Raw genomic sequence first — 15,748 nt, forward strand, 5'->3', positions numbered from 1 at the left:
CCCGAGACCTACCCGCGACGGTGAACCGCATACCTGAGAGGTTCCTGAACCGGTTGGGCCCGTACGAGACTGGATGCGGGCTGGGCGCGGCCTGTGGGGGGCGTTCGCAGGCAACGCCCAGCGACCGTCCAGCGCGCAGGTGGATCGTCTGCGACATGGGCACCCGAACCTTGCGGGCGCCGGCCTCGCACCGTCCCGCGCGACTGCTCACCGGCCTCTACGCTCTCGCCACCCTCGTCGCTCTGCTGCTGACCCTGCTGGCCCGACGCCGACCGCACCCGTTCCTCGCCGAGGGCATCTTCGGCCTCCTCAACGTGCCGGTGGCCCCGACCTTCGTGTCGGTGGTCGTCCTCGCCCTGGCCACTCGGGCACTGCTGGGCCGCAAGCGGATCGGGCTGTGGTTCGTCGCCGTCTTCCAGGTCCTCGGCATCTACGTCGGGTTCGTGGCGCTCGTGCCGGCCGCACGGCTCCCCCGGACCGAGATGTGGGTGAGTCGCGGCGAGCTCGGGCGCGGACTCGACATCGTCTCGACCCTCGTCGCAGCCCTGGCCCTGTGGTGGCTCTGGCGGATCCGGCACGACTTCACCGGCCGGCTCCAGCGTGGCTCGTGGGGCCTTGCGTTCGCTGCGCTCGCCGTCGGTTCCGTCGTGACGCTGGGGGTGGCCTGGCTGCTCCTCGGCGCCGTCGGCGCTCCCCGCTCCCAGGTCGACCCCCTCCTCGACACCGTGCTCGCCGTCTTCGGGGGTGTGAGCCGCCGCACCCTCGCGCTCGTCCCACCCTGGGTCGTCGACGTCGTGGCGGTCTGCGCCGGCCTGACGATCCTCGCGGCCGTCACCCTCTTCCTCGCCTCGGCCCGCCCACGCAGCCGCTGGTCGCCGGACCGCGAGGTGGCCCTGCGCGGCCTCCTCGCCCGCGACGGGTCCGAGGACTCCCTGGGCTACTTCGCGACCCGTCGTGACAAGGCCTCGGTCTTCTCCCCCGACGGTCGGGCCGCCGTCACCTACCGGGTCGTCGCCGGGGTCTCCCTGGCGAGCGCCGACCCGGTCGGGCATCCGGACAGCTGGCAGCCGGCCATCGAGGCCTGGCGGGCCGAGGCACGCGAGTTCGGCTGGGTGCCGGCCGTCGTCGGCGCGAGCGAGCGCGGCGCCCGGGCCTACGCCGCCACCGGGGGCATGCGCGTGCTGCTCCTCGGGGACGAGGCGATCCTCGACCCCGCGCGCTTCGACCTCCGGAGGGCCTCGCTCTCGCCGGTCCGGCACGCCGTGGCGCGGGCGGCCCGAGCCGGACTCGAGGTCCGCGTGCGTCGCCAGCGCGAGCTGCGGGCCGACGAGGTCGCCGAGATCACCGACCGCGCCGAGGCGTGGCGCGGGGGCGAGACCGACCGCGGCTTCTCGATGGCCCTCGGGCGCGGCGGCGACGCCGCCGACGGGGACGTCCTCCACGTGACCGCCCACGCCGCCGACGGGTCGCTCGTCGGGGTGCTCTCCCTCGTGCCGTGGGGCCGCTCAGGCGTCTCGCTCGACGTCATGCGGCGCTCCCCCGACGCCCCCAACGGCGTCACGGAGCTCATGGTGAGCGAGCTGCTCGCCCACGCCCACCGGCTCGGCCTGGCACGGGTCTCGCTCAACTTCTGCATGTTCCGCTCGGTGTTCGAGGACGCCGAGCGGCTGGGGTCCCGGTCGCTGACGCGGGTGGGCGCGTCGGTCCTCGGCCTCTTCGACCGCGTCTGGCAGCTCGAGCGCCTCTACCGGGCCAACGAGAAGTACGAGCCGGCGTGGCAGCCGCGCTTCCTCTGCTACGACGACGCCGTGTCCCTCCCACAGGTCGCGCTCGCCGCCGGGGCGGCCGAGGGCTTCGTGCGACACCCGTCGATCCGCAACGTCCGCACCGGCCGTACCGAGCTCGACGCCGAGCACCTCGCCCAGGTGGCCGAGATCAGCGCGCCGCCCGTCGACGTCGAGGGCCTCGGCCCGCGCCGGTCCGACCAGTTCCGCCACCGCGCCGCCGCCCTGGACCGGATGCGCGCGGCCGGGGTCGACGCCTACCCGGTCGGCGCGGCCTCGGTGACGACGATCCCGATCGCCACCCTCGGCCCGGACGCGTGGCAGGCCCCCCGAACGCTGTCCGTCGTGGGACGGGTGCGGGAGGTGCGCGACCACGGCGGCGTCGCCTTCGCGACCCTCGTCGACGGCGAGTCGCGCCTGCAGGTGCTCTTCGACGCGGCCCGCCTCGGCCGGGAATGCCTCGACCGGTTCACCTCGTTCGTCGACGTCGGCGACCTCGTCCGCGTCGACGGCACGACCGGCCGGTCCCGGACCGGCACCCCGAGCCTGCTCGCCGACGACTGGCGGATGGAGGCCAAGTGCCTGCACCCCGTCCCGTTCCGCGCCTTCGACGACCCGGCAACCCGGGCGCGCCGGCGCTCGACCGACCTGCTCGTCCACCCGCGCGACGTCGAGCTGCTGCGGCGCCGTTCGGCCGTCGTCGGGTCGATCCGGAGGACGCTGGGCGACGCTGGCTTCCTGGAGGTGGAGACCCCGATGCTGCACACGACCCACGGCGGTGCGAGCGCGCGCCCCTTCCGGACGTTCATCAACGCTTACGGCGTCGACCTGTCGCTGCGCATCGCGCCCGAGCTGCACCTCAAACGGCTCCTCGTCGCCGGGCTCGGTCCCGTCTTCGAGCTCGGTCGCAACTTCCGCAACGAGGGGGCGGACGCCACGCACAACCCGGAGTTCACCTCGCTCGAGGTCTACCAGCCGCACGCCGACTACACGACGATGCGCCACCTCACCGAGCGGCTCGTCCGCGCCGCGGCACGCACCGTCCACGGCCGGGAGGTCATCCCGCTGCCCGTGCCGGGTCCGCGCCGCGACGCGCTCGACGGGCTCGACGCGCTCGACGGCGACGGCATGCAGGGGGTCGACCTCGTCGACATCAGCGGGGAGTGGCCGGTGGTGAAGGTCCTCGACGCGGTCTCCGACGCGGTCGGACAGCGGGTCACCGTCGACACCGACATCGACGTGCTGCTCGGCCTGGCCGAGGTCCACGGCATCACGGTGCGCCCCGAGATGGGCGCCGGGGCCGTCATCGAGGAGCTCTACGCCGAGCTCGTCGAGCCGGTCACGATGCTGCCCACCTTCTACATCGACTTCCCCGTCGAGACCTCGCCCCTGACCCGGCCGCACCGGACGGAGGCCGGGCTCGTCGAGCGCTGGGACCTCGTCGTGGCCGGGATGGAGGTCGGCACGGCATACAGCGAGCTGACCGACCCCGTCGACCAGCGGGCGCGGCTCACCGAGCAGTCGCTCAAGGCCGCCGCAGGCGACCCCGAGGCGATGGAGGTCGACGAGGACTTCCTCCACGCCCTCGAGCTGGGGATGCCACCCAGCGGAGGTCTCGGGATCGGTGTCGACCGGCTCGTCATGCTCCTGACCCACAGCTCGATCCGCTCGGTGCTGACGTTCCCGTTCGTGCGTCCGATGGGCGCGCGTCGGGCCGACCGAGAGACGAGCCCCGCATGGAGCTGACCGATCCCGGCCCCATCGTCCTGCTCTCCGTGCTCGCGCTCGTCGTCTTCGGACTGGTCGTCGCCGGCCTGCCCCGGTGGGGCTCCGGCATCTCGCGCGCCGTCGTCCGAGGCGTGCAGGTCGTGCTGCTCAACGTCCTCGTCCTCGCCCTCGCAGGCGCCGCCCTCAACGACCAGTACCTCTTCTACTCCAGCTGGGGTGACCTCTTCGGCTCCCGCTCGACGTCCGTCCAGGTGCACCACGGCGGGACGAGCCCCGAGGTCGTCACGGCCGCCGTGGCCGGTCCCGGTCTCCGCGGCGTCACGACACCGGCAGTGCTGCCACCCCTCCCCCAGCCGGGCTCGCGGCTGCAGACGTACACGGTCGTCGACACGCGGTCGAACGCCGAGGGCCAGGTCTACGTCCACCTGCCCGTCGGCTACGACCCGAGGTCCTCGCGCACCTATCCCGTCATCCTCGGCCTGCACGGCTTCCCGAGCGGGCCGAAGGGCTTCCTCAAGCTCGACTTCCTCAGCTCCGTCGACGCCCTGACCGCCGAGCGCCGGCTGGCCCCCTCGATCGTCGTCGTCCCGCGCATCGACACCCCGGCGAGCCTCGACACCGAGTGCGTCAACGGCGGGGTCGGACAGCCGCAGACGGACACGTGGCTCGCCCACGACATCCCCGCGTGGACCGCGCACCACTTCCGGGTCACGCTGGCGCGGACGTCGTGGGCCACGCTCGGCTACTCCTACGGTGCCTGGTGCGCAGCGTCGCTGTCGATGCGCCACCCCGACGTCTTCGGCGCCGCCGTCGTGCTCCTCGGCTACTTCCGTCCGGACTTCAGTGCGGCCTACGACCCCCTGACGACCGCGACCCAGCGCGGCTACGACCTGGTGACCATGGCGCACACCGCGCCGCCGCCGGTGGCGATGTGGGTGCTCACCTCCCGCGAGGACCCTTTGTCCTACCCCACGACGTCGAAGTTCCTCAGCGTCGCCCGGAGCCCGCTCGACGTGACGGGCACCGTCCTCGCACACGGTGGCCACCGGGACTCGGTGTTCACCCCCTACGTCCCGGCCGCCCTCGCGTGGCTGGCCCAGACCCTGCCGGGCTTCCGTGCCTGAGACCGGACGACGTATGCCGCCGGGCCGGGCCCCTGACGGCCCCTCGAGCCGCGGCCGGCCCCGGGGGCGCGGGGTGCGCCCGCGACCTCGCCACCTCCTCGCGGCGCTGCTCGGCCTGGCCGTCCTCGCCGCCCTGGGGCTGAGCGGTGTCGTGCCCGGACTCGGACCGCCGACCCTCCTGGGAGATCCCGGCGCGGCACCGAAAGCGTCTGCCACGACGGTGGGCCCGGCTCCCGCGACGCCGTCCGCTTCCGAGACGACGCCGGCCGGACCGCTGACGCTCGTGGGTCTCGGGGACTCCGTGCCGTCGGCCGAGACGTGCGGCTGCACCGGCTACGTCGAGCAGGTCGGTCAGCGGCTCGGCGCGCTGACCCACCGGGGCTGGGTGGTGCACAACGACGCGAACGGCGGCTGGACCACGTCGGACGTCGAGGACGACCTCGGCTCCTCGTCCACCCGTGGCCACCTCGCGAGCGCCGACCTCGTCCTCGTCGAGGTGGGGGCCAACGACTTCGATCTCGACCGGGTCGACGACCAGGGCTGCTTCCCGGCCGCCGGGTCGGGCTGCTGGTCCGCCACGATCGCCGGCCTGCGCGACGGCCTGACCCGGATCATCACGGCGATCCACCGCGTCGACCACCGTCCCGACCTGCGGATCGCCCTGCTCGGCTACTGGAACGTCACGGTCGACGGCTCGGTCGGCCGGGCTCTCGGCGAGGACTTCGTCCTCGGCAGCGACGAGCTCACCCGCCTGGTCAACGACACGGTCCACCAGGTGGCCGCGACGACGGGCGCGGTCTACGTGGACGCGTACAGCCCGCTCAAGGGCACGTCGGGCACCCGGGACCCGACGGGTGACCTCCTCGACGACGGTGACCACCCGAACTCGAGTGGCCACACCCTCCTCTCGACCGCCGTCGTGGACGAGCTCGCCACGGCGGGGGCGGTCGCGGCCTGGCGCGGGGCGTCCTGAGGGTCGACCGGAGTGGGCTGGAGTGTGGGCTGGACGGACGAGGTCTTGCCTCATACCCATTCAGTCGAGATCCCAACAGCCGCAGGCACTCCGGACCGCTGGGCGTTGACGGCGCACCCTCAGGTGCGGTTGCGTGGGGAGGCATGACCGTCATCGGCTTCCACTGCTCGCACGAGCAGATCGACCCCGCCCAGCTGCTCCGGGACGTCCGTGCGGCGCAGGACGCCGGCTTCACGGCGGCCATGTCGTCCGACCACATCTCGCCGTGGAGCAGCCGGCAGGGCGAGTCCGGGTACGCGTGGAGCTGGCTGGGTGCGGCCCTGGCGACCACGACCCTCCCGTTCGGCGTCGTCACCGCGCCGGGGCAGCGCTACCACCCCGCCGTCACCGCGCAGGCCATCGCGACGCTCGGACAGATGTTCCCCGGACGCTTCTGGGCCGCGCTCGGGTCGGGCGAAGCCTCGAACGAGCGGGTGACCGGTGACGTGTGGCCCCGCAAGGAGGTCCGTGACGCCCGCCTCGTCGAGTGCGTCGACGTCATCCGTCGCCTCCTCGCCGGAGAGCGGGTGAGCCACGACGGGCTCGTGTCGGTCAACCGGGCGCGGCTCTGGACCCTCGCGGATCCCGTGCCCGACCTCGTCGGGCCGGCGGTGACCGCAGAGACGGCCGCACGTCACGCCGGGTGGGCCGACGGCCTCATCACGGTGAACCAACCACCCGAGACGCTGCGCACGGTCCTGGCGGCCTACCGCGACGCCGGTGGACGCGGTCCCGCCCGCCTGCAGGTGCACGTGAGCTGGGCTCCCACGGAGGACGAGGCCCTGCACGTCGCCCACGACCAGTGGCGCAGCAACGTGATCGGGCCGCCCGTCGCGTGGGACACCGAGACGGTCGAGGCCTTCGACCTCATCGGCGAGACGGTCTCGCCGGACCAGGTCCGCGAGGCGGTGCTCGTCTCGGCGGACCTCGACCGCCACGCGCAGTGGCTCCAGGACTACGCCGACATGGGCTGGGACGAGCTCTACGTGCACTTCGTCGGCCAGCACCAGGCACCCTTCATCGAGGCGTTCGGCACATCCGTGCTGCCCCAGCTTTCGGTGACCAGCCCAGCGGCGCAAGGCGCCTCACCTCAGGGTGCACGGGAGGAGGACCGATGAGGATGAGCGACACGGGAGACGTGTGGTGGAAGAACGCCGTCCTCTACTGCGCCGACATCGAGACGTTCCAGGACTCCGACGGCGACGGGGTGGGCGACCTGCGCGGGATGACCGACCGCATCGAGTACCTCGCCGACCTCGGCGTGACGTGCCTCTGGCTGATGCCCTTCTACCCGACGGCCCGCAAGGACGACGGCTACGACATCACCGACTTCTTCGGCGTCGACCCACGCCTCGGCACACTGGGTGACTTCGTCGAGCTGATGCGCACCGCCCGTGCCCACGGGATCAGGGTCATCATCGACTTCGTCATGAACCACACCTCCGACCAGCATCCGTGGTTCAAGTCCGCCCGGCGCAGCCGTGAGGACCCGTACCGCGACTACTACGTGTGGAGCCGCACGAAGCCCCGGTCGAGCGCCAAGGACGTCGTCTTCCCCGACCAGGAGGACAGCATCTGGGAGCGCGACGAGAAGACGGGCGACTACTACCTCCACCACTTCTACAAGCACCAGCCGGACCTCAACGTCGCGAATCCTGCTGTCCAGGAGGAGATCTCCCGGACGCTTGGCTTCTGGCTCGAGCTCGGCGTCTCGGGCTTCCGGGTGGACGCCGTGCCGTTCCTCTTCGCCCGCGACGGGGTGCCGGGCGTCGACGACGCGGACGCGTTCAACCCCGACCGCTACCTCGGCGACGTCCGGTCGTTCGTCACCCGTCGCGTCGGGGACGCGGTGCTCCTCGGTGAGGTCAACCTGCCCTACCCCGAGCAGCGGCGCTTCTTCGGCGGTGACGACGGCGACGGTCTCAACATGCAGTTCGACTTCATCGGCATGCAGCGCTTCTACCTCTCCCTCGCCCGCGGAGACGCCGGACCGCTGGCCGAGGCCCTGCGCGAGCGCCCGCCGCTCGACGTGACGAGCCAGTGGGCCAGCTTCGTGCGCAACCACGACGAGCTCACCCTCGACAAGCTGACCACGCGGGAGCGACGCGAGGTCTTCGACGCCTTCGGACCTGATCCGGAGATGCAGCTGTACGACCGGGGTCTGAGACGCCGCCTCCCGCCCATGGTGAGCGGTGACCAGAGAAGGGTGCGGCTCGCATACTCCCTCATGTTCTCCCTGCCCGGCACGCCCGTGCTCTTCTACGGCGAGGAGATCGGCATGGGTGAGAACCTCGACGTCCCGGGCCGGCTCGCGGTGCGGACCCCGATGCAGTGGACACCCACACCCAGCGGCGGCTTCTCCTCCGCCACCCCGAAGCGCCTGACCCGCCCGATGCCCGCCGGGGTCTGGGGACCGCAGCACGTCAACGTCTCCGACCAGCGCCGCGACCCGGAGTCGCTGTGGTGGTTCGTCCGCCGTCTGGCGCGCCGCTACCGCCAGCTCCCCGAGAGCGGGTGGGCGACCGTCGAGGTGCTCGACCACCCGGTACCGGCAGTCCTCGCGCACGTCAGCCGCTCCGGTGACTGGGCGATGGTCGCGCTGCACAACTTCGGCGAGGACGGCGCCATCGTGCCCTTCACCGTGCCCGATCTGCCCGCCGGCGCCCGGCTCGTCGACGTCCTCGGGGACCGTCCCGACGTCACCGTGCCGCCGTCGGGGCCTGTCGAGGTCGACATCGAGCCGTACGGCTACCGCTGGCTGCTCGTGGTTGGCGAGGGCGACGACCCGCTCCTCTGACGATCCGCGTGAGTGCCTCTGTGGTGGCGCAGGGCGGGGGTGAGCTGCGACGCGTTCATGCCCGACCGGCCCCCGATGCCCACCTCGCGGGCGCGCTTCATCAGCCGGTCCTTCGTCCCGTCGTCGTCGTCGGACGCCCGGCCACCCTTGCGGCTCACGGCCGACGGGTCGTCGCTCAGCCCTTGTTGCGTCTGGCCGCTCGGTCGCCGAGCGTCGCGAGCCGGTCGACGAGGGGCGACCCGAGCCGCCGCCGTGCCTCGGCGCCGTCGACGGTGTGCGCCCCGCCGCGTGCGGGCGCGCTCGGAAGGAGCCAGCCCATGAGCCCCATCACGCGCGTCGTCGTCGCCGGCGCGAGGCCTCGCACGCGGATGCCGACCCAGGCCAACGGCGTCAGCACGACCATCGGCCGACCCGACAGCACCGCGTCCACGATGCGCCGAGCTGCACGCTCGGCGTCGATCGAGAGCAGCGGCAGCGAGGCCGCAGGGGCGAACCACGCGTACTCGGCCTCAGGGTCTCCCCCGAACCGCGCGTGCACGTGACCGCCCGTCCGCATCAGGCCCGGGACGATCGTCGTCGCCGTGACGCCGGTCCCGCTCAGCGCGGCGGCGAGACCGTCCGAGAAGCCGACCGCGGCGAACTTCGCCGTCGCGTACGGCAGCAGGTGCGGGGGTGAGACCATGCCACCGATCGAGGTCACCGTCCCGATCCGGCCGTGGCCACGCCGACGCATGTGCGGCAGCACCGTCATCGCCGCATGGATCGGCCCCCAGGCCATCGTGTCCATGGCGTCCTCGAACTCGTGCAGGACCAACGACTCGACCGGTGCGGTCTGGATGACGCCTGCCACCGTCACAAGCACCTCGATGGGTCCGACCGAGTGCTCCACCCGGCCGATCAGGTCGCCCACGTCGTGCCGGTCGCGTACGTCGCAGTGCTCCGCCGTGACCGGACCGTGCGCGGCCAGGGCCTGGGCGGCAGCCGCGACCTCCGCCTGGTCACGGGCCGCCACGACGACCCGGTGACCTCGCGTCAGCAACTCCCTCGCGACGAGGAAGCCCAGCCCGCGGGAGGCCCCCAGGACGAGGGCCACCGGCTGGTCCCGGACAGGCTCTTCGGTCGAACTCATGCTCGCCTCCTGGCGTCGTACACACCGTGACCCCATCCGCCGGCAGGTTTCTCTGTGCTCACCATGGGTAGGTCCGCCACATGAAGGCTCTGACCTGGCACGGCATCGAGGACGTTCGTGTGACCGACGTACCCGACCCCGTCATCGCTCACACCACCGACGCCGTCGTGCGCGTCAGCTCGACCGCCATCTGCGGCTCGGACCTGCACCTCTACCGGGTGCTGGCGCCGTACCTGAAGCCCGGGGACGTGCTCGGGCACGAGTTCATGGGGATCGTCGAGGAGGTCGGTCCAGGTGTCGCGACGCTCGCCGTCGGCGATCGTGTCGTCGTGCCGTTCAACATCTCCTGCGGTCGCTGCTGGATGTGCCAGCGCGGCCTGTTCGCGCAGTGCGAGACGACGCAGAACACCGACTCCGGCAAGGGCGCCAGCCTCTTCGGCTACACGAGCCTCTACGGTTCGGTGCCCGGCGGTCAGGCGGAGAGGGTCCTGGTGCCGCACGCCGACTTCGGGCCCATCGTCGTCCCCGACGACATGCCCGACGAGAGATTCCTCTACCTCTCCGACATCCTGCCCACGGCGTGGCAGGCCGTGGAGTACGCCGACGTCAACGGCAGCGACACCCTGGCCGTGCTGGGGCTCGGTCCGGTGGGTCAGCTCGCCGTCCGCTCGGCGCTGCACCGCGGCGTCGGCCGGGTCATCGGCGTCGACCTCGTGCCCGACCGGATCGAGCGGGCCCGGGTCAGCGGGGCCGAGGTCATCGATGCGTCCGACACCGACGTGGCGCAGGCGCTCAAGGACCTGACCGAAGGCCGAGGACCGGATGCCGTCATCGATGCGGTCGGCATGGAAGCCCACGGGAACCCGTTCTCGGAGAAGGTCATCGCCGGCGCCAGCCGTCTGCCCAAGCCCATCGCTCGAGGGGTGGTCGAGACGTTCGGGATCGACCGGCTCGCGGCCCTGCACACCGCGGTCGCAGCCGTGCGCCGGGGCGGCACCCTGTCCATCAGCGGCGTCTACGGGGGCATGGCCGACCCGATGCCGATGATGGAGCTCTTCGACAAGGGCCTGACGGTTCGGATGGGCCAGTGCCACGTGCGCCGCTGGAGCGACGAGCTCCTCGACATCGTCCGCACGGACGACGATGTCCTGGAGCTCGAGAGTCTCGCCACCCACCACGGCAGCCTGGAGGACGCGCCGGACCTCTACCGCGTCTTCCAGGAGAAGCAGGACGAATGCCTCAAGGTCGTCCTCCGTCCCTGAGCGACACGGCTCACCGGTCCAACCACAGTCCAGACAACCACCCGACAAGGAGATGCCTTCATGAGCGTGACGAGCTTCCAGGACCTTCCCCTCGCTGACCGCGACCGCGAGTGGGACGGCGACGCTGCCGAGAAGCGGGTGCGGGCGTGGGCAGGCGCGGAGGAGGGGCCCAACGAGAAGTACCGCGACGCGCACGTCTGGTACGACGCGGACAGCAAGACGAACTTCACGGCCTACAAGCTCCTCATCGCCGACGTGGTCGACGGGCGTCTCAGGGCCGTCCCCCGGGCCGTCATGGCGGCCGCCGCCGTCATGCAGGGCTCACGCGGCGGGGTCGACCTGCCCGAGAAGGACCGCGACCGCGTCCGTAGCCACCTCGCGAAGTACTACGCGAAGATGGGCGAGGACGCTCCCTGGGAGCGCGAAGGCTGACACCCCCGCGGGGCTCAGAAGACCGCGCCACCGCCGGTGACGCCGAGCACGGTGCCCGACACGTAGCTGGCCTCCGTCGGGGACGCCAGGAAGACGTATGCCGGAGCGACCTCCCCCGGCTGGCCGGCCCGTCCCAGCGGGGTGTCGGCACCGAACGTCTCGATCTTCCGGCTGTCACGGGTCGCCGGCTGCAATGGCGTCCAGATCGGACCCGGCGCGACTGCGTTCACACGGATTCCCCTGGGGCCCAGTGAGGCTGCCAGGTTGACGGTGAGGTTGTTGAGGGCAGCCTTGGTGGCCGCATAGTCGAGCAACGCCGGTGACGGGTCGTAGGCCTGGATCGAGGTCGTGTTGATGATCGATGAGCCCGGCTGCAGGTGCGGCAGCGCCGCCTGGCAGAGCCAGAGCACCGCGTGGAGATTGGTGCGCATGACGCGCTCCACGTGCTCCGGCTGGAGGCCCTCGAGCCCCTCCGGCCCACGGTCCCAGTGGTAGCCGGCGTTGTTGACGAGGATGTCGAGTCCGCCGAGACCGCGCACGGCGTCCGCGACGACGCGCATGCAGGCTTGGCGCTCGACGAGGTCTCCGGGCACGAGGACGCCCGCGCGACCGGCTTTCTCGATCCAGCCGAGGGTGTCCTCGGCGTCGGACTGCTCGGCGGGCAGGTAGCTGATCGCGACGTCGGCGCCTTCGCGGGCGAACGCGATCGCGACGGCTCGTCCGATGCCGGAGTCCCCACCGGTGATGAGCGCCCGCTTGCCCTCGAGCCGGCCGTGCCCGACGTAGGTCTCCTCCCCGTGGTCCGGAACCGGATGCATCTCGCTCGTCAGCCCGGGTGGTTCCTGCTGCTGGGCGGGAAAGCCGCCCTGGTCGTCGTGGCGCACCATGCTCTCGGCGCGGTCGGCGATCTCGGATACGGACGGTCCTTCCATTCGGGTTCGCTACGCCTTCCTCCTACCCACGGCCGGGTCCGGCGACGCGGTCTCGGACGTCCGGCGTCACGAGCGGCTGTGGCATCCGACCGGACGCGGACCTGACGTTTGTTGGCAGCGACCGTTGCGCGAAGGGGCTCCTGCGTGGCACTGTCGATTCGTCTGAGCGGTCCAATCACAGCGCCGACTCCGTCACCGGAATCCGGAGATGAGTCATGTCGCAGCACCCTCTGCATCCCCGACTGTCGTTCGCCGAGCGTGACGCCGAGACGTCCGAGCTCTTCCGCCGCCTTGCCGCCGCTCGCACACCGGAGGACTCCGAGCCGATCGTCGAGGAGATCGTCCACCTCTACCTCGATCTCTGCGCCTCCATGGCCGGACGTTACGACGGGCGTGGCGTCGAGCACGACGACCTCGTCCAGGTCGCGCGCCTGGCCCTCGTCAAGGCTGTCCGTCGCTACGAACCCGGCCACGCCCCCTCGTTCGCCGCGTACGCCGTGCCCACGATCTCGGGCGAGCTCAAGCGATGGTTCCGTGACCGCGGCTGGGTCGTGCGGCCGCCGCGACGCCTCCAGGAGCTCCGCGCCAACCTGCAGTCCGTCCGGGGGCGTCTCGAGCAGGAGCTCGGCGCCACACCCACGGACGCCGAGCTGGCCCAGGCAGTCGGCGCGACCGTCGAGGAGGTCCGCGAGGTGGCCACGGCAGCCACCGGCTTCCGTCCGCTGTCGCTGGACTGCAGCCCGTCGGACGAGGAGCGCCCCGGCCTCGAGGCCTTCCTCGCCGCGGACGACGACGACCTCGCCGGAGCGGATGACCGGGTGTGCCTCGCCGACGCGCTGACCGAGCTCGACGACGACGAGCGTGAGCTGCTGCTCATGCGCTACGTCGAGGGCATGACCCAGCGCGAGATCGGCGAGGCACGCGGGGTGAGCCAGATGCAGGTGTCTCGGACCCTGCGGCGCATCACCGTCCGGCTCCATGACCACCTTGCCGAGCAGGACACACACACCCCGCCCACCGAGGCCGCCGCCGAGATGGGCACCGCCTCCTGAGCGACCCGGCGGAGTCGGCGGAGGCAGCGCAGGCCACTGACGCCGTCAGTCCGTGGTGGGCGCGCGCCGCGGTCGGTCACCCGTGATCGCCGGCAGCGCACCGGTCTCGGTCACCTCGAGCGCCACGTCGTGCAGCTTGCGGTTGGAGTTCTGGCTCGCCATCCGCAGCAGCCCGAACGCCTGGTCGCGCGTCACGTGGTGTCGGGTCATGAGCACCCCCATCGCGACGCCGATCTCGCGGTTGGACAGCAGCGCCCGCTGGAGGTTCTCGACCTGCTCCTGGTGGGCCGAGAGCGCCGCAGCAAGCGCGCCGTGCGTGGCCAGCATCAGGCCGACCAGCTCGGACTGCTCGGAGAAGCCGCCGACCTCGTCGGAGTAGATGTTGAGCCCGTCGATGCCGTCACCGACCTCCCGCCCCAGTCGGTAGGAGAGCATGCTGCGCATCCCGAGCTCCCGCGAGACCCTCGCGCCGAACTCCGGCCACCTGCCGTCGTGGCGCAGGTCCCGCGGGCGGTAGAGGGCGTCGTCGATGATGGCGTCGATGCAGGGACCCGACCCGACGGCATACTGGATCGCGTCGGCACGGCGGGCCACGTCGTCGGTGGCGGCGACGGTGCGGAACCGGCCGTGCACGTAGCTCGTGATGCTCGCCCACTTGGCGCCGGGTACGCGTTCGACCGCGATGCGGGCGACGGCGTCCAGCGTGTCGGTCGGCCCCATCGAGCCGAGCTCGGAGCCGAGCTTGGCGAAGGTCTCGGCGATCTCGCGCACGACGTCGTCGGCCTGCTGGTCCACGCTCACGGGTCCACCCACCTTCGGTCCGTGCCGACGGTGGACCGGTGCGCGGCGGGCGAGGGGTCCACGGGTCGGTGCTGCTGCTGGTCGTCGGGCACCCTGCGGGCGCCAGGAGGACAGCGTCCCATGGCTGAGGGACCACCGGTTGCCGGTCCGCGCGAGACGCATCCGGGTCCCCGTGACCGGAGGGCTACCGTCGCGGGTAGGTCATCATGAGGCCCACCCCGAGGAGCAGCTCCCGCATGTCGTCATGTCGATCAACCTGATCTACCTCATCGCCGGTCTGGCGATGTTCCTCGCAGCCGTCCTCCCGGCCGTCCTCGACCGGTATGCCGTGTCGGCCGCGATGGTGCTCCTGCTCCTCGGCATGGCCATCGGGCTGCTGCCACTGCCCGAGGGGATGCGCCTCGACCCGGTCGTCATCCGGCCGCAGGTCGAGCGGGTCACCGAGTTCACGATCCTCGTCGCGCTCATGGGCGTCGGTCTCGCGATCGACCGCTCGTTCGACTGGCGCAGCCGCGCCGCCTGGGCCGCGTGGTCACCGACGTGGCGGCTGCTCGCCGTCGCGATGCCCCTGACGATCGCGTCGGTGGCCCTGCTCGGCTGGGGTCTCGGCGTCGCGCCCGCGGCGGCCCTGCTGCTCGGCGCCGCGCTCGCTCCGACCGACCCGGTGCTCGCCAGCGACGTGCAGGTGGAGGGTCCCCGGGTCGACGGCACCGGCCACGCGGGCGAGGCCGACGACGACGGCGACGACGGCGAGGCCCTCGGGGAGCCCGTCGACGAGCAGGACGACGTCCGCTTCGCCCTGACGTCCGAGGCCGGCCTCAACGACGGGCTCGCGTTCCCCTTCGTCACGGCCGCGGTGCTCCTCGCATCGGCCGGAAGCTTCTCGTCGTGGGGTCTGCACTGGCTGGCCTGGGACCTCGTCGGCAAGGTCGTCGTCGGCGTGCTCGTCGGCGTGGCCGTCGGGTGGGGACTGGCCACCGTCGCCTTCCGCTCGCCGCGCCGGTCGTTGCGACTCGCGGAGCAGGGCGAGCCACTGCTCGCGCTCGCCGCGCTGGTCATGACCTACGGGCTGAGCCAGCTCGTCGGGGGCTACGGCTTCCTCTCCGTCTTCGCGTGCGGCATGACGCTGCGGGCCGCCGAGCGCAACCACCGGTACCACCGCTCGATGCACGAGGTCGTCCAGCGCCTCGAGCGCCTGCTGACCCTCGTCATCCTGCTCATGCTCGGGATGGCGATGACCAAGGGCGTCCTCGGCGAGCTCGACTGGCGCGGCGTCGTCATCGCCGTGTCCCTCGTCTTCGTCGTCCGCCCGCTGTCCGGCTGGGCGAGCCTGCGGCTGCGCGCCCGCCCGGCCGACCTCCCGGGCGGGCTCGGCCGCCGCGAGACGCTCGCGACGGCGTTCTTCGGAGTGCGCGGCATCGGCTCGCTCTACTACCTCGCCTTCGCGGCCGGCGAGCACGCCTTCGCCGACGAGCGGTGGCTGTGGTCGACGGTCGCCTTCACCATCCTGCTGTCAGTCATGGTCCACGGCACCCTCGCCACCCCCGTCATGCGTTACCTCGAGCGCCGGCGGGAGCGCGCCGGGGTCGCAGGGCCGGCCTGACGGCATACCCCCGCCGGTCCGGCGAAACCACCCCATACCGCGCACGATCCACCGGATCGGTGTGGCCGGGCCGCTACCCGGGTATGGGCCTG

The 15,748-nt window shown here is 72.1% G+C and carries 12 protein-coding genes; 9 read left to right on the forward strand and 3 right to left on the reverse strand.

Annotated elements, in window-relative coordinates:
- The first annotated feature begins 155 nt into the window (after nt 1–155).
- The 5 genes from lysX to AB4Z14_RS11400 all read left to right on the forward strand — a co-directional run bounded on the left by lysX (nt 156) and on the right by AB4Z14_RS11400 (nt 8,445).
- Complete coding sequence (lysX, locus tag AB4Z14_RS11380; RefSeq protein WP_442275251.1) at nt 156–3,530, forward strand: bifunctional lysylphosphatidylglycerol synthetase/lysine--tRNA ligase LysX; 3,375 nt, start codon at nt 156–158, stop codon at nt 3,528–3,530.
- Complete coding sequence (locus tag AB4Z14_RS11385; protein WP_442275252.1) at nt 3,521–4,636, forward strand: alpha/beta hydrolase; 1,116 nt, start codon at nt 3,521–3,523, stop codon at nt 4,634–4,636. Before lysX ends, AB4Z14_RS11385 begins: the two co-directional genes overlap by 10 nt.
- Before the next feature lie 73 nt (nt 4,637–4,709).
- Entirely contained in the window at nt 4,710–5,609 is a 900-nt protein-coding gene (locus AB4Z14_RS11390; RefSeq protein WP_442275253.1) for an SGNH/GDSL hydrolase family protein, read from the forward strand.
- A 143-nt stretch (nt 5,610–5,752) separates the two neighbouring features.
- Nucleotides 5,753–6,766 (forward strand): TIGR03885 family FMN-dependent LLM class oxidoreductase, encoded by a 1,014-nt coding sequence (locus tag AB4Z14_RS11395; protein ID WP_442275254.1) that lies wholly within the window; start codon nt 5,753–5,755, stop codon nt 6,764–6,766.
- Nucleotides 6,763–8,445, forward strand: coding sequence for an alpha-amylase family protein (locus AB4Z14_RS11400; RefSeq protein WP_442275255.1), 1,683 nt, complete (start codon nt 6,763–6,765; stop codon nt 8,443–8,445). The genes AB4Z14_RS11395 and AB4Z14_RS11400 overlap by 4 nt, the downstream gene beginning before the upstream one ends.
- 175 nt (nt 8,446–8,620) lie before the next feature.
- Here the strand turns inward: AB4Z14_RS11400 and AB4Z14_RS11405 are convergent, their stop codons facing one another.
- Nucleotides 8,621–9,574 carry an SDR family NAD(P)-dependent oxidoreductase gene (locus AB4Z14_RS11405; RefSeq protein WP_442275256.1) on the reverse strand — a complete coding sequence of 318 codons (954 nt, stop codon included), beginning with the start codon at nt 9,572–9,574 and terminating at the stop codon, nt 8,621–8,623.
- Between the two features lie 80 nt (nt 9,575–9,654).
- Here AB4Z14_RS11405 and AB4Z14_RS11410 point away from each other — a divergent pair, with 80 nt between their 5' ends.
- Nucleotides 9,655–10,836, forward strand: a complete 1,182-nt coding sequence (locus tag AB4Z14_RS11410) for a zinc-dependent alcohol dehydrogenase (protein WP_442275257.1) — start codon at nt 9,655–9,657, stop codon at nt 10,834–10,836.
- Between the two features lie 60 nt (nt 10,837–10,896).
- Nucleotides 10,897–11,268: a hypothetical protein gene (locus AB4Z14_RS11415; RefSeq protein WP_442275258.1), complete on the forward strand. Its 372-nt coding sequence runs from the start codon at nt 10,897–10,899 to the stop codon at nt 11,266–11,268.
- 14 nt (nt 11,269–11,282) lie between these two features.
- Here the strand turns inward: AB4Z14_RS11415 and AB4Z14_RS11420 are convergent, their stop codons facing one another.
- A complete protein-coding gene (locus AB4Z14_RS11420; protein WP_442275259.1) occupies nt 11,283–12,200 on the reverse strand; it encodes an SDR family oxidoreductase in 918 nt (305 codons plus the stop codon).
- 215 nt (nt 12,201–12,415) lie between these two features.
- Here AB4Z14_RS11420 and AB4Z14_RS11425 point away from each other — a divergent pair, with 215 nt between their 5' ends.
- Nucleotides 12,416–13,252, forward strand: coding sequence for a sigma-70 family RNA polymerase sigma factor (locus AB4Z14_RS11425; RefSeq protein WP_442275260.1), 837 nt, complete (start codon nt 12,416–12,418; stop codon nt 13,250–13,252).
- A 45-nt stretch (nt 13,253–13,297) separates the two neighbouring features.
- Here the strand turns inward: AB4Z14_RS11425 and AB4Z14_RS11430 are convergent, their stop codons facing one another.
- On the reverse strand, nt 13,298–14,053 hold the full coding sequence (locus AB4Z14_RS11430; protein ID WP_442275261.1) for an ANTAR domain-containing protein: 756 nt from the start codon (nt 14,051–14,053) through the stop codon (nt 13,298–13,300).
- A 244-nt stretch (nt 14,054–14,297) separates the two neighbouring features.
- Between AB4Z14_RS11430 and AB4Z14_RS11435 the strand changes: the two genes are divergently transcribed.
- Nucleotides 14,298–15,656, forward strand: coding sequence for a cation:proton antiporter domain-containing protein (locus AB4Z14_RS11435; protein ID WP_442275262.1), 1,359 nt, complete (start codon nt 14,298–14,300; stop codon nt 15,654–15,656).
- Nucleotides 15,657–15,748 lie beyond the last annotated feature (92 nt).

It is taken from the genome of Terrabacter sp. 2TAF16 (assembly GCF_052115065.1).
Lineage (GTDB): Bacteria > Actinomycetota > Actinomycetes > Actinomycetales > Dermatophilaceae > Terrabacter.

Bases quoted from the DNA above. Each gene is read 5' to 3' on its own strand.
- lysX (WP_442275251.1), top strand. From the start codon at position 156: ATGGGCACCCGAACCTTGCGGGCGCCGGCCTCGCACCGTCCCGCGCGA.
- AB4Z14_RS11385 (WP_442275252.1), top strand. From the start codon at position 3,521: ATGGAGCTGACCGATCCCGGCCCCATCGTCCTGCTCTCCGTGCTCGCG.
- AB4Z14_RS11395 (WP_442275254.1), top strand. From the start codon at position 5,753: ATGACCGTCATCGGCTTCCACTGCTCGCACGAGCAGATCGACCCCGCC.
- AB4Z14_RS11400 (WP_442275255.1), top strand. From the start codon at position 6,763: ATGAGGATGAGCGACACGGGAGACGTGTGGTGGAAGAACGCCGTCCTC.
- AB4Z14_RS11405 (WP_442275256.1), bottom strand. From the start codon at position 9,574: ATGAGTTCGACCGAAGAGCCTGTCCGGGACCAGCCGGTGGCCCTCGTC.
- AB4Z14_RS11410 (WP_442275257.1), top strand. From the start codon at position 9,655: ATGAAGGCTCTGACCTGGCACGGCATCGAGGACGTTCGTGTGACCGAC.
- AB4Z14_RS11415 (WP_442275258.1), top strand. From the start codon at position 10,897: ATGAGCGTGACGAGCTTCCAGGACCTTCCCCTCGCTGACCGCGACCGC.
- AB4Z14_RS11420 (WP_442275259.1), bottom strand. From the start codon at position 12,200: ATGGAAGGACCGTCCGTATCCGAGATCGCCGACCGCGCCGAGAGCATG.
- AB4Z14_RS11425 (WP_442275260.1), top strand. From the start codon at position 12,416: ATGTCGCAGCACCCTCTGCATCCCCGACTGTCGTTCGCCGAGCGTGAC.
- AB4Z14_RS11435 (WP_442275262.1), top strand. From the start codon at position 14,298: ATGTCGATCAACCTGATCTACCTCATCGCCGGTCTGGCGATGTTCCTC.